The sequence below is a fragment of the Victivallis sp. genome, from assembly GCF_048170485.1.
GTDB lineage: Bacteria > Verrucomicrobiota > Lentisphaeria > Victivallales > Victivallaceae > Victivallis.
Map to the genome: position 1 here is coordinate 1 of NZ_DBEXAY010000121.1, position 13678 is coordinate 13678.

General features: G+C 62.4%; 12 protein-coding genes and 1 tRNA gene. 7 read left to right on the plus strand and 6 right to left on the minus strand.

Annotated elements, in window-relative coordinates; translation table 11 throughout:
• Together ACMLHG_RS06345 and ACMLHG_RS06350 are read left to right on the plus strand one after the other, a co-directional pair.
• The coding region (locus ACMLHG_RS06345) for a carboxypeptidase M32 (RefSeq protein WP_417169944.1) at positions 1-1149 on the plus strand (1149 nt) is incomplete at its 5' end.
• A gap of 63 nt (positions 1150-1212) precedes the next feature.
• Complete coding sequence (locus ACMLHG_RS06350) at positions 1213-2916, plus strand: ArnT family glycosyltransferase (protein WP_417169945.1); 1704 nt, start codon at positions 1213-1215, stop codon at positions 2914-2916.
• Here ACMLHG_RS06350 and ACMLHG_RS06355 read toward each other — a convergent pair.
• Complete coding sequence (locus tag ACMLHG_RS06355; RefSeq protein ID WP_417169946.1) at positions 2861-3319, minus strand: hypothetical protein; 459 nt, start codon at positions 3317-3319, stop codon at positions 2861-2863. The two genes, ACMLHG_RS06350 and ACMLHG_RS06355, sit on opposite strands and share 56 nt — an antisense overlap.
• A 224-nt stretch (positions 3320-3543) precedes the next feature.
• On the opposite strand from ACMLHG_RS06355, the gene ACMLHG_RS06360 reads away from it, so the two are divergent.
• Both ACMLHG_RS06360 and ACMLHG_RS06365 read left to right on the plus strand, forming a co-directional pair.
• Positions 3544-4254 (plus strand): TIGR00730 family Rossman fold protein, encoded by a 711-nt coding sequence (locus ACMLHG_RS06360; RefSeq protein WP_294434485.1) that lies wholly within the window; start codon positions 3544-3546, stop codon positions 4252-4254.
• 115 nt (positions 4255-4369) lie between these two features.
• A complete protein-coding gene (locus ACMLHG_RS06365; protein WP_295811894.1) occupies positions 4370-5632 on the plus strand; it encodes an FAD-dependent oxidoreductase in 1263 nt (420 codons plus the stop codon).
• Positions 5633-5659: 27 nt separating this feature from the next.
• Here the strand turns inward: ACMLHG_RS06365 and ACMLHG_RS06370 are convergent, their stop codons facing one another.
• Positions 5660-6766 carry a 4-phosphoerythronate dehydrogenase gene (locus tag ACMLHG_RS06370; protein WP_417169947.1) on the minus strand — a complete coding sequence of 369 codons (1107 nt, stop codon included), beginning with the start codon at positions 6764-6766 and terminating at the stop codon, positions 5660-5662.
• A gap of 88 nt (positions 6767-6854) precedes the next feature.
• Positions 6855-7688, minus strand: coding sequence for a helix-turn-helix domain-containing protein (locus ACMLHG_RS06375; protein ID WP_417169948.1), 834 nt, complete (start codon positions 7686-7688; stop codon positions 6855-6857).
• Between the two features lie 131 nt (positions 7689-7819).
• On the opposite strand from ACMLHG_RS06375, the gene ACMLHG_RS06380 reads away from it, so the two are divergent.
• Positions 7820-9127, plus strand: coding sequence for an FAD-dependent oxidoreductase (locus tag ACMLHG_RS06380; RefSeq protein WP_295811886.1), 1308 nt, complete (start codon positions 7820-7822; stop codon positions 9125-9127).
• Here ACMLHG_RS06380 and ACMLHG_RS06385 read toward each other — a convergent pair.
• Genes ACMLHG_RS06385 through ACMLHG_RS06395 form a run of 3 tightly spaced genes read right to left on the minus strand, consistent with a single transcriptional unit; the run spans position 9115 to position 13139 of the window.
• Positions 9115-10812, minus strand: a complete 1698-nt coding sequence (locus ACMLHG_RS06385; RefSeq protein ID WP_417169949.1) for a glycoside hydrolase family 2 protein — start codon at positions 10810-10812, stop codon at positions 9115-9117. The genes ACMLHG_RS06380 and ACMLHG_RS06385 overlap by 13 nt on opposite strands.
• Before the next feature lie 41 nt (positions 10813-10853).
• Positions 10854-12047 carry a TolB family protein gene (locus ACMLHG_RS06390; RefSeq protein ID WP_295811882.1) on the minus strand — a complete coding sequence of 398 codons (1194 nt, stop codon included), beginning with the start codon at positions 12045-12047 and terminating at the stop codon, positions 10854-10856.
• Positions 12048-12101: 54 nt separating this feature from the next.
• On the minus strand, positions 12102-13139 hold the full coding sequence (locus ACMLHG_RS06395; protein WP_417169950.1) for a LacI family DNA-binding transcriptional regulator: 1038 nt from the start codon (positions 13137-13139) through the stop codon (positions 12102-12104).
• Between the two features lie 167 nt (positions 13140-13306).
• Here ACMLHG_RS06395 and ACMLHG_RS06400 point away from each other — a divergent pair.
• Together ACMLHG_RS06400 and ACMLHG_RS06405 are read left to right on the plus strand one after the other, a co-directional pair.
• Positions 13307-13380 (plus strand) — tRNA-Gln (locus ACMLHG_RS06400).
• Positions 13381-13518: 138 nt separating this feature from the next.
• Positions 13519-13678, plus strand: a 160-nt coding sequence (locus tag ACMLHG_RS06405; RefSeq protein WP_417169951.1) for a DUF6538 domain-containing protein, incomplete at its 3' end; no start/stop codon positions are given.

The window sequence follows — 13678 nt, forward strand, 5'->3', positions numbered from 1 at the left end:
TGGGTGACCGCCCGCGAAAAGGCCGACTACCGCATCTTCGCGCCGCACCTGGCCGAACTTCTCGATCTCGCCCGCGAATATGCCGCGCTCTTCGCCGCTCCCGGGGAATCGCTCTACGACCCTCTGCTCGATCTCTACGAACCGGGGATGAGTTCCGCCGCGCTGGACCGCGTCTTTGCTCCGCTCCGTCGCGAACTCTCTGGAATCGCCCGCGAAGCGGCGGAGCGCACCGCGTCATGGCTCCTCCCGGAGGGCGGAAAATTCAACGCCGCCGGGCAGGTCGCCTTCGCCCGTGAGACGGTCCGCCGGCTCGGATACGATTTCCGGCGCGGCCGGCTCGATCTAACCATCCACCCGTTCACCACCAGTTTCGAGCTGGCCGATGTGCGGATTACCACCGCCGTCCGCGCCGATTCGCCGGTCTCCTGTCTCTTGAGCGCGGTCCACGAGTGCGGCCACGCCCTCTACGAGCAGGGGATCGACCCCGCATTCGACCGGACGCCGCTCGCCGACGGCGCTTCGCTCGGCTTCCACGAGTCGCAGTCGCGTTTCTGGGAGAATCAGGTCGGGCGCTCGCGGGAGTTCTGGGAATATCTCTGGCCGAAGTTCCGCAAACGCTTCGCCGCCGCCGCTTCGCACATGGAGTTCGAGCCCTTCTACCGGTCGATCCTGCGGGTGACCCCCTCTGAAATCCGCACCGAGGCGGATGAGGTGACCTACAATCTGCACATCCTGCTGCGGTATGATCTGGAGAAGGAGATGCTCGCCGGCACTGTGAACCTCCGCGACCTGCCGGAGATCTGGAACGCGAAGATGCGCGAATCTCTCGGCGTCTCCCCCCGGAACGACACCGTCGGCGTCCTTCAGGACATCCACTGGGCCGGCGGCAGCTTCGGCTACTTCCCGACCTACGCGCTCGGCAATCTTATCGCCGCACAGCTCTGGAGCATCGCCCGCCGCCGCCTGCCGGACCTGCCGGAGGAAATCCGGCGCGGAAACTTCCGACCGCTGCTCGATTTTTTGCGGGAAACGGTCCATCGGCACGGCGCGAAGTATGAGCCGGCGGAACTTCTGCGGCGGATCACCGGTTCGCCGGAGGTGGATTCCGCCTGTTTCCTCTCCTACCTGCGCGAAAAATATCTGGCGTGAAAAGCGTCCCGGCGGGGCTGTTGCATTTGCAACTTTCCCCCCGCCGGTCTATATTATCCGGTCATGGGTATTTATACAGAAAAACCGATTTCACGCTGGTGGGGAGTGCTGATCCTGCTCGTCGTGTTTCTGGCGGTCCACGAACCGTGGCTGCTCGGCATGCGCGAACTTTTCCGGCAGGAGGGATTCTATGCGGTTCAGGCCGCCGAGTTCCAGCCGTCCAGCACGCTGGTGACTGCACACGGCGTGGCGGTGCAGGACGCTTTCCCGCTCTATCCGGCGTTGTCCGGGCTGTTGATGCGCGGATGTGGCATTCCGGTCGAAATCGCCCTCCGCGCGGTTTCCCTGCTGATGCTGGCGGCCGGGGCCGTCCTCACCTACTTCGCTGCGGCGAGCGAACGCTCCTGCCGGGCGGGGCTGGTGGCCGCCGGGATGTACATCAGCACCTTTCTCGTGCTGGAGAAGGCGGGGGACGGCACTCCGGCCACCTGCAACGCCTTCTTCCTGCTGGCCGCCCAGCTGCTCTTCTTTCAATACGGAATCCGGAGAACCAACTGGAACGCCGCTTGGATCAGCAGTCTCGCACTGCTTGGGTTCGGATTTTTTTCCGGCGGATTCCGGGTGCTGCTCTACTTCATCTTCCCGATGTTTTTCTTCCGCCGGCCGCTTTCGGTGAAGTCGAAATTCCGCAAGCCCGGCTTCGCGGTCGGCGTGGCTCTGGTGGCGATCTGCATTCTGGCCTGGTGCATTCCCTATCTGGGGATGATGCACCGCATTCCGCTGTTTCACATCCGGTTTGAGGATTTCAGTTTCTACAGCTGGCTGAAGGAGGTCGCGCTCTTCCCGCTGATGCTGCCTCTGCGGCTCTTGCCGTGGTCGCTGATTGCGTGGATTCCCTTCTGCGTGGCGCTTCAGGCACTCGATTCGACGCCGATCCTGAGCCGGTATCTGCGCACGCTGGTCTTCGCTTCGCTCGCTCTGCTCTGGCTGTTGCCGGACGGCAACCCCACGGAGCTGCTCTATCTGCTCGGACCGTTGTCGATTCTGGTCGGCATCAACTATGAACTCGGCATGCGCCGCTATGGGTTCAAAATTCGCAAGGCGCTGGTGCTGTGCGGATACTTTACGGTGATTGCGGCGTTGTCGATCGTGCTGGTCTGCTTTGTGCCGCAGGAGTGGGTGACGCCGTTTCTGAGCGTTTCGAAATCGCTGGATTTCGCCGGTTCCAACGGGTACCGGCTGATGGCGGCAGTGGCGGCGCTGCTGTTGTTCGGCATCGCCTGGAGCCTTCATCGCGGGCGACAGGTCAAGCCGGTCTGGCTCATGCTGCTGGCCACCTCCGCCGCGGCGGGGATCTTCTGCGGCGCCGTGCTGACCCCCTACCGGGCGCAGGCGGATGACAAACGGGAATTCGGGGCGGTTTTCCGCAAGGCGCTCCGCGGCGAACCGGCGACGAAGCTGTACAAGGGGAACATCCTCGACCTCTACGGCGAACTCTGCTATGTCGGTCTGCCGGTGGTGAAGATTCAGGAGCTGGATGAACTTCCGCTCAACGACCGGGTCGTCTATCTGGTTGACACCGAGTTTCCGCAGTATCCCGAGCGGAGCTGGCGCAACCTTCTGCCGCCGGATTTCCGCTACCGCGGACACCGCATCTGCATCTGGAAAGGGGTGCTGCGGCAGCCGGAGGGGGAGGAAAACGGCAGCGGCACTATCTCGTCCGCCCCGGCGGCGGCAACGTCCCCGGCCGCGAAGGCATCGAACTGAAGCTGTTGCGAGCCGGCCGCGGAGCAACCCGGGACGGGGCGTCCCGGCGCGGCGTCGGCAGAACCGCCGGTCGCGACGGCATCGTCGACTTCGGACTCTCACTGCCGGGGGCGGCGGACATCGGCCCGGTCACCCTCCCGTCGGAATCCCGCAGAAAGACCGGCGACCGGCGCGCATCTTCGACCCGGGTGAACGAGGTCCCCTTCGCGTCCTGCCGGATCAGCAGATTGCCGCTCTGCGTCAGGGTGGTGGTGCGCCCGTCCGCTCCCCGGACCAGGGTGAGGTCGCCGATGGTGACCGCTCCGACCCGGGAGCCGGCCGCGGAGCGGGGGGAGGGCTGACGCCGCCGCAGTTGCGGGTCCGCGATGGTGGTTTTGGGGGAAGACGTTGGTTCGACCGTCACCTCCGACAGAATGCGCGGCGTGGTATCGGCCGGCGCGAGGATCAGCCGGGTTCCCGGCGGCGCCGCGGGGGGGCCGGATTCGGATCGACCGCGTTTACTCCGAGGGCGGCGAACAGGGCGATGGCATAAAAAATACGCATGTTGCGTTCTCCTGCATTTGAAAATTCGGAAATCCTGAATTATTATACACTGTTGTCTGAAAAAATCAAGAGAGGAGAGACCAGATGATGGACGATCGTTTTGAAACGGCGCTGGAAGGACGTTTTTTCTGCAACCATGATTTCATCCCGATGGACTCCTGGCGGGTCATGCGGATCATGTCGGAGTTTGTCGAATCGTTTGAAACGATGAGCCGGATGCCGGACCAGCTGGTGGCGGTGTTCGGTTCGGCGCGCACTCCGGAGGACTCCCCGCTTTTCAAGGAGGCGATGGAGGTCGGCCGGCGGCTGGTGGAGGCCGGCTACGGCGTCATCACCGGGGGAGGACCCGGCATCATGGGGGCGGCCTCCCGGGGGGCGTTCGAAGCGGGCGGCAAGTCGATCGGCCTGAACATCGAACTGCCGATGGAGCAGCACCCGAATCCCTATCAGAACACGTCGCTTTCGTTCCGCTACTTTTTCATCCGCAAGGTGTGTTTTCTCAAATATTCGACGGCGATCATCGTCTTCCCCGGCGGATTCGGCACGCTCGATGAACTTTCCGAAGTCCTGACGATGATCCAGACGCGGAAGATCAATCCGATTCCGGTGATTCTGGTCGGCAAATCCTTCTGGAGCGGCCTGCTGCACTGGTTCAAGAACACCCTGGTGGCGGAGGGGACCATCGCCGAAGCCGATCTCGGGCTCTTTCACATCACCGATTCCGCGGAAGATGCGGTGGGCTATCTGGAGGAGTGCCACCGTTACGGCCGCCGCGGCACCGTCAAACTGGATTGAAACAGGAGGCATTCCCCGTGGAAAAAACGGGGAAACCCGGCGGAGCCGGCTTGTTTCCACACCTCCCCCGTACTATATTAATCCGCAAGAGATACTCAACTTGCGGGGGTGGAATATGAGCATGGAAACCTTTGATGTGATGGTCATCGGGGCCGGGGCTGCCGGTCTCTGTGCGGCGGTTCAGGCCGGCCGCGCCGGTGCGAAGACGGTTCTGGTGGAGAAAAACGGAATCTGCGGCGGCACCATCACCATGTCCGGAGTGAATTATCCCGGCATCTTTCAGGCCTGGGGGCGTCAGGTGATCGGCGGAATCGGCTGGGAACTGGTGCAAAAGACGCTGGAAGAGGCCGGTTGGCCGTTGCCCGACTTCCGGGAATTCGACGCCGAGCACCACTGGCGCAACCAGATCCGGATTGACGCGGTCCTTTTTGCCGCGCTCGCCGACCGCATGCTTGCTGAGGCGGGAGTCGATGTCCGGTTTCACACCATGCTCGCCGCACTCAAGGAAGAGGACGACGACTGGCGGGTGACGCTCTGCGGCAAGGACGGGTTGTACGAGGTGCGTGCCCGGGAGATCGTCGATTGCACCGGTGACGCCAACGCGGTCCATATGGCCGGGTACGAATACCGGCAGTCCAATCCATGCCAGCCGGCCACCTACAGCGTCTACGCCGTCGGATACGATTTCGAGAAGCTCGACGTGAAGGCGATCCGCGCGGCGTTTGAACAGGCGGTCGCGCGCGGCGAAGTAAAATCGGAGGATGTCGGCTGGGGCGAGGGGTTCATCGGCAACTTCCTGTACGGAAAAGGCGGCAACTGCAACCATGTCTGCGGCATCAACGCATGCGACAGTGCGGGGCGCACTCGGGTGGAAATCGCCGGCCGCGCCGCAATGTTGCGAATCTACCGGTTCCTCCGCCGTCAGAAGGGGCTGGAAAATCTGGAGTTCATTCCGAAGGGGGGAGAGTGCGGCGTGCGCGAGACCCGGCTCATCGTCGGCGACGAGACGGTGACGGTCGATGACTACACCTCCGGGCGGATTTTCCCGGAAGCGGTCTGTTACAGCTTCTACCCGATCGACCTGCACGACGCCGAGGTCGGGCTGGACAAGCGGAATCTCACCGGCGGCGTGGTGCCGACCGTGCCGCGGGGCGCGCTCATTCCGCGCAACTCCCACCGTTTTCTCGCGGCCGGGCGGATCATCTCCAGCGACCGGCTCGCCAATTCGGCGTTGCGGATTCAGGCGACCTGCATGGCGACCGGGCAGGCGGCGGGGGCGATTGCGGCTCTGGCCGCCGCTTCCGGTAAAGACCCGCGTGAAGTGGAGTTTGCGCGCATCCGGCAGCTGCTGCTCGAACACGGCGCGATTCTCCCCTGACGCCGCCGGCAGTGCCGATGTCCTGATTCAGCCGAGCCGGAAGCCGAGGCGCTTCAACGTGTCGCGCACTTCGCCGGAGCCGCCCCGGATGGTGTAGGCGGGCGCTTCCCGGCGAATCCGGTAGTTGCCGCGGAGCTGTTCGAAGCGGCCGGGATCGCGCCGCAGATCGGCGTCGTCCCGGAGAAGGTCACAGGCGGTGTTGCAGGCGAGAGCAAGCTGTTCTTCCGGCGAAGCCGTTGCGGCAAGGTCGATCGTCGCCGGTTCCGGTGCGGGCAGTGCGGAGGGGCGCCACTCATAGAGCGGCTCGATGCCGAACTTCCGGGCGACCGCCTGAACCGCCATCGCGGTACCGTTCGCCTTGCCGTCGGCGGAGTAGCCGGCGATATGCGGGGTGCCGCGGAACACCTGAGCGAGCAGTTCCCGGTCGATCTCCGGCTCGTTTTCCCATACATCCAGCACGGCGGCGCGGAGCGTGCCGGCGAGCAATGCGCGTTTGAGGGCGGGATTGTCCGCCACTTCGCCCCGGGAGGTGTTGAGGAGGACTGCCCCCGGTTTCATCGCGTTCAGAAACACTTCGTCCGCAAGGTGAAAGGTCGGGTGTGCGCCGCCGCGTTCAAGAGGAACGTGGAGCGTGATGAAGTCCGATTCCTCCAGCAGCTGTGCGAGTTCGCTGAATCCGGCGCTCCCCTCCCGTTCCGCCCGCGGCGGGTCGTTGCGCAGCACCCGCATGCCGAGCGCTTCGCCGGTCTCGACGATCCGCCGGCCGACGTTGCCGACGCCGACGACTCCCAGCGTGAGCCCCCGGAGCGGGCGCTGGAAGCCGGTGAGGGCGGCGGCGAGGTAGCCGGCGACGCTCCGCGCATTGCAGCCGGGGGCGTTGGTCCAGTCGATCTCCAGCTCTTTCATCGCGGCCGCGTCGATATGGTCGAAGCCGATGGTGGCGGTGGCGATGAAACGGACCGGGGTGCCGGCGAGCAGTTCGCGATTGCAACGGGTGCGGGTGCGGGTGATGAGCGCGTCGGCATTGCGGAGATCCTCCTGCCGGATTGCGCCGCCGGGGAGATAGCGCACCTCGGTGTATGGTTCGAACACCCCCTTGAGAAACGGAATCTTATCGTCGGCAACAATCTGCATGGCTCACTCCTCTGCATCGTGGTTTTGAGGTCAATATAGCCACTTCCGGCCGGAATGCAACCGCCGGAACCGGATTCCGGAAGAATTTTTACACCGAGAGCGGCGGACGATTGCGGCGGAACTCCGTAGCCGTCACTCCGGTCCGGCGGCGGAAGATGGTGGCAAAGCGATTCTGATTGGAGAAGCCGCAGCGGGCGGCGATTTCACCGACCGCGAGATCGGTGCCCGCGAGCAGCTGCCGGGCGGCGCGAATCCGCAGTTCCAGCAGGCAGCTGGAGAAATCCAGACCGCACTCCAGCCGGAACAGGTGGGAAAAACGCGATTCGCTCAACGAAACTTTTTTCGCCACGTTGCGGAGCCGGACCGGTTCCATATAGTGGCCCCGCAGATATTCCAGCGCTTCGACAATCCGGGGATCCCGGATGCGGCAGGGCAGAATCTCCGGACTGCGCAGATAGAGCAGATCGATCAGCTCGTGAAGTGCAACCCGGACCAGCGTCGCGAGCGCATTCCGGAATTCCGGTTGCCAGACCGGCAGTTTCCGGAACGCCTCTTCGGCGCACTCGTAGTTTCCCGCCGCCGACTCCTCCGGGCGGAACGGGCCGTACATCACCACGCCGATGACCCGCCCGTCTTCGCGGACCGGCACCAGAAGTTCCGCCGCGCCCGCATGACAGCGCAGCAGAAACGGTTCCGGCCGCACCCGCAGCTCCCGGGCGATGCACCCGGTGTCGTGCTGAACGCAGCGCTCCAGCGCGACGGTTTTGACCGCATCGCAGAACGGGCAGACGTGGCGGGCGTGGGAGAGGTGCAGACGGAGGTCCGTGAGGCAGTTTTCCGTCACCTTCCAGATGCAGCAGTTTCCGGTCAGCGTGGAGACTGCTTCCAGACGGGCGGAAAGTTCTTCAAAGGAGTCCGGCATTGTTATTTTGCTTTTTTCTTCTGTTTCTTTTGGGTATTCAGCATAAAAACGTAGAAATATAGCAGATAATGCCAAGAAAATCAAACTTCTGCCGGATATATTATCTGCAACATCAACCAGGAGGTTCGATTATGTTTGATTCGCTTGATGTTCCTGTCTTTGATCGTGCGGACATTGTGGTCGCCGGCGGCGGTCCGGCCGGAATTGCCGCCAGCCTCGCCGCCACCCGGCTGGGGAAATCGGTGATTTTGCTCGAACAGACCGGCAGTGCCGGCGGCATGAGCACCAACGCGCTGGTTCCCGCCATCATCTGCCGCGGGGATGGTGTGCGCACACTCTGCGGAAACCTCTGCGACTCCATCGTCGATGAGTGCACGCGGGAGATGGGGCTGCCCAAAAGCAATCCGGGCTGGCAGGAGGTCGATGCGGAGATCCTCCGGCGGCTCTACGACCGGCGGCTGGTGGAGGCCGGAGTGAAGCTCTATTACATGATGCGTGCCGCCGACGTTGTTCTGAAGAACGGCCGGATTGAGTCACTGCTGGTCGCGACGCAGCATGGATTGCGCAAAGTCTGCGGCGACGTCTATATCGACGCCACCGGCGACGCCGCCATCGCCGCTTTCGCCGGCGTGCCGTTCGACTGCGGCGATGCGGAAGGCAAAACGATGAGTCCGACTCTCTGCCCGCAGTTCTCCAACGTCGACATCAAGGCGTACCGGACGAGCCGCGCCGCCGGCCATGGTGACCGGTTTTTCTGGCACGAACTGCTGGAGCGAGGCAAAGCTCCGCTGCCGGAATATCATTTTGTCGGGGTCTGCTCCTACGGCAACGGCACCGTGAGCGGCAATCTCGGCCATATCTACGGGGCGAATACGCTCGATGAAAAAGAGCTGACCAATGCCTATATCGAAGGGCGGAAGACCGCTAAAATCTACCATGAATTCTATCGGAAACATGTGCCCGGCTTCGAGGATTCCGACCTCACGCAGACCGCTCCGCTGCTCGGCGTGCGCGAGAGCCGCCGCATCCGGGGCGACTACCAGCTCAACGGCACCGATTACCGCAACCGGGCGAGCTTCGCCGACGAGATCGGCCGCTTCAGCTACCCGGTGGATATCCACTCCTCCACCATCGACCCGGAGGCGCAGAAGAGGGTCGAAGAGGTGATCCGGGCGATGCGCTACAAGCAGGGCGAGAGTTACGGCATCCCCTACCGGACCCTTTTGCCGCAGGGGGTGGAGAACCTGCTCGTCGCCGGCCGGTGCGTCAGTTGCGACCGCGAGATTCAGTCCTCCATCCGGGTGGTCCCGGGCTGCTTCATCACCGGGCAGGCGGCCGGAGCCGCCGCCGCGATGTGCAGCGGCTCCAACGTGCGCGATGTGGATATTGCCCGGCTGCGCGACTGGCTGCGCAGTGAACTTGAGGTCTATCTGCCCTGAGCAATTTCTCCGCTGAAATGCCGCCGGACCGTCTCGAATGCGAGTTTCGGCCGGCGGTATTCATCGACCAGCCCTTTGTTGTTGAAGGCGCGGGGCCGTCCCAGCGCGTAGGCGCTCGAATAGGTCCGGCCGTCGCAGTACTGCCAGAGGGCCACGCCGGTGATTCGGTCGTGTGACAGAACATACCGGCACACCTCATCCAGATAGTCCGCCTGATACTCCTCGCTCCAGTGGGCGCGGAAGCGGTCGCGCCAGCCGTAGATGCCGCCGGCGCCGATTTCGCTTACGATAAACGGTTTGTCGCTGAATCCATTCTGCTCCATCCAGGCGATGAGATGATCGAATGATGGAACGATTTCTCCCAGGGGACGGGTCACCTCACGATGATTCGTATACCAACCGGGGTAAATATTGAGACTGATGACGTCGACGAGGTCGAAATTGATGTCCCGCTCCGCGTGGTTGGAGGCGTAGGTGATCGGGCGGGTCGGGTCGAGCCGCCGCAGTTCCGCGGCGAGGGTTTCGTAGAGGGCCCGGCCGGGAACGCTTTCGGAATCCCCTTCGTTGAGGAAGCCGCGCAGAATGACCGACGGGTGGTTGAAGCTGTTCGACACGATCCACTTCTGCTGGCGGAGCTGGCCGGACTGGAATCCGGGATCGGTCAGGTGCGCTTCCGTGTCTCCCCAGCCGATTCCCTCCTCCCAGACCAGGATGCCGAAGCGGTCACAGAGGTCGAGAAAGCGCGGGTCCTGCTGGTAGTGGCTGCCGCGGACGAAGTTGCAGTGGAGTTCGCGCAGGAACGCCACATCTTCGCGGAGCAGCTGCAGCGGCAGGGCCGGTCCGAACTGCGGATGGGTTTCGTGACGGCACACCCCCAGCAGCTTCAGCGGGGCGTCGTTGAGCAGCAATCGCCCTTTTTCTGCCCGGATGGTGCGCAAGCCGAACCGTTCGACGATCGCTTCGTTGCCCGCTTCCAGCCGGACGGTGTGCAGCTGCGGCGATTCCGGCGACCACAGGGCGGGATTGGCGAGGCGGGCTTCGAACTCCAGCGCACCCTCGGTGACGGCGGCGGTTATGGCGCGCGGAGCTTCGTTGTCGAAGGTGCAGGTGAACTCCAGCGTTTCTGGCACGGTGCCGGAGAGGAAGAGTTTCACGCCGACGCGGCCGTCGAGCGAAAGAGTCCGCACCTCCATCCGGTCAAAGGAGCAGGCGGCAAGTTCGTGCAGTTCCACCGAACGGTAGATGCCGCCGTGGCCGTAGTAGTCGTACCACTGCGAGAAGAGCGGAGTGCGTTGGAAGTCGAGCCGGTTGTCCACCGCGATCACCAGTTCATGCTCGCCCGCGGCGGAAGTGAAGTCAAAGGATACACCGGTGTAGGGCAGATCGTCAACGCCGATGAGTTTGCGGTCCAGAAAGACGGCGGCCCAGAGTCCGAGGCCGTTCAGTTTCAAACGCAACCGGTCGGACGAAGTGACAACTTTTGTCCGGTAGAATCCGGTGCCGCGCCGCCCCGCGTCCGGCGGAAGCGTGTCGAAGACCCCCGGCACCGCCATCCGATCGTCGAAGGCGAGCGCATTCCAGTCGGGATTTTCCGGGTCGGTGCATGCGGCGGAAAAACAGAACTCCCAGATCCCGTCGAGCTGGTGGATCCGGCGAAGCGGAAATTGCGGAAACAGCGATTCCATGGTTTGAATCCTTTCTATTCTATTCAAATCAAATCAAACCGTTACTTGATGATCGGCGAAAGATCGAGCTGATAGATGGCCCGTCTGCCGTCGTGAATGGAGTCCACGGTGACGATCTTCCCATCCGGACTCCAGCGCGGATGCAGATCGCAGCGCACGTCGCCGCTGCTCCCCGGGGCGGTTTCGTGGCGGAAGGTGCCCAGCGTCTCCATATTTCCGGTGGCGGTTTCGATGAGAATGAGCTTCTGGCGCCGGTTTTCGTCGGGGTAGCTGTCCGAAAGCAGCCATTTCCCGTCGGGTGAGAAGACCATGTGCGACATCGCGCCGTGCCCCTTCGAAATCCGCCGGGCGAGGAAGGGGCGGCGGCTCTCATCGAAGACCACCGCTTCGTGGCCGGTTCCGCGCCAGTTGGCGTCGACCAGGATCTCCCGGGGCGTCCGCCCCCAGATCTGGTGGGAGATGGCGTTCTTCCAATAGACTTCCGGCAGGATGCATTCGGCGTCTTCGCCGGTCAGCGAGCAGGTGTACATGAAGGTGTGCCACATGCAGGATTGTCCGATCGGGTCGGTCCACTGGCGGAAGAGCCACAGCAGCCGGGTCGAATCGCAGTTGAAGATCGCGTGGTTGAGCCAGATGTAGAACTCCTCCATGCCGTAACCGTAAGGATGCCGCTCGAGCATGGTCCGGTAGCTGACGATCAGTTTCGAACTCCCGGTGTCGAGATCGATGAGGCGCAGGCCTTCTCCGTCAAGATCGGCCGGATGCCACTGGTCTGTGGGAACCGGAGTGTCCGCATAGCTGTAACCGCGGCGCGGAATCCGGCCGAAGTTCAGTGACACCCCCCAGCGGCCGTCCGGAGAGATTGCGTAAATCGGATACTCGAAGCGATCCACCACCCCCTTGCCGAGCTGATAGATCCGGGCGACCGGTTTCCTCTCCTGCAGATCGAAGTCATTGTAGACGAAACAGCCGGGACGACGGGGCAGGAAGAGCTCCATGCACCCCTGCTGATGACACCAGGCCCGGGTGGTGACCAGCGGGCGGTATCCCTCCTTGCCGATCACGCCGATTTCCGCGGTCTCTCCGGGCTGAGGCAGCCGGGTTTCCTGCGGAATGCGCATGGCCAGATGCAGGGTCTGGTCCTCGTTCCACGGATTGCGGTCGTAGTAGCCGAAGAGATAGATGCCGTCTTCCGGCGTGATCTTCCGCCATTGGTAAACTGGATGGATTTCCATAGGTCTTTTCCTCAAATAGTGACTTTGATCATTCGTATAAACATTTTTGAAAAATTATGCCGACTCCCGGATTTTCAAGCTGCAGGGCACGGAAACGAAACGGGCGTGGTGAAAATCGCTGAGCACGGCGCAGAGTTCCTCGACCAGCAGCCGGGCGATTTCGCTGCGCGGCTGTTCGACCGACGTGAGGGCAGGGGAGGTGTAGCGGCCGGCGGTGATGTTGTCGAATCCGGCGAGGGAGAGCGATTCCGGCACCCGGATTCCGGCTTCCGCCGCCGCCCGCAGAGCGCCGATGGCCATATCGTCATTGTGGGCGAAAACCCCGTCGGTGTCGGGGTACCGGAGCAACAGCTGCCGCATGCCCTCGTAGCCGGCGGTAAGAAGGTCGCAGGCGGGAGGAACCGGCATCGGCCGTGCTTCCATACCGGCGGCGGCGAGGGCCGCGCAATAGCCGCGATACCGCTGTTCTCCGTCGCCCTGCGCGCCGAGAAAGGCGATATGTTTCCGACCACGGCGGATGAGAAAATCGGTAATGTCCCGCCCGGCACCGAACCGGTCGGGAAGAACCTGGCTGATCTGTTCGCTGATCTGCTGTTCCCCGCCGTAAAAGACGAGGGCGATTCCATCGTCGCGCAGCGGCAGGAGCTGTTCTGCGAACATGCCGAGTGAGACAACTCCCGCCACCCGCATGCTCTGGAGCGAAGAGGCGGCGGCTACCGCCTCCGGATGGGTCTCGGCCGGAATGAAATAGAGCAGATAGCCGTGGGGTTCCAGGCCGCGCTGGAGCTCCTGAAAGAGTTCGGCGTAGTAGCTGTTGGTCAGCGACGGAAACACCGCGCCGATCACGTTGCTCCGCCCCAGCCGGAGCATCTGCCCGGCCGGATTGGGGCGGTACCCGGCATCCGATGCCAGCTTCTGCACCGCCTCGCGCACGGCAGGGGAAATCCGCTCCGAACCTTTCAGCGCCATCGAAACGGTGGCCTGCGAGATGTTCAGCTGTTTTGCAATCTCTTTCTGGGTCATTTTGTTCCCTGTCTGTTTATACGTATATATTATGACATCGAATCGCTGTTTTGTCAAGTGGCGGAACAAAATATTGTGAGAGAAGTGGGCGGAGCCGGACAGCGATTTCCGCCGACGATAGCGGGGAGTGTGAGAGTGACTTGGGAGATTTCTCTGCGTGAAAAGCGTTTTTTTTTCAATTTTCAGCTTGCTTTATCGAAAACTGCGGCTATATTAAGAAGCACATACCAAGATGCAGTCCTGTGGTGTAACGGTAGCACAAGTGATTCTGGTTCACTTTGTTGAGGTTCGAATCCTTACAGGACTGCCATTTTTTTTGTCCACCTCAAACTCTTGAGTTCAAAGCGCATTTTCCATCCCGTCCGGCAGGCGATTGGGGGCACATTTGGGGCACAAATGGGTCACAATCGCGGGTTTGCAGGGGTACCATAAAATGCCGTACATGATGATGAAAGGGCAAACGCCTTATTTCAGATCCCGGATTCCGATGTGGCTCTCACGCCGGATGGGTCGCAATGAAATACGGATTCCTGTCCGCACGACTGATTTGCAAAAAGCATCTGCCGTATGTAAATTACTGCAACGTCAAATGAACAGAATATGCGATA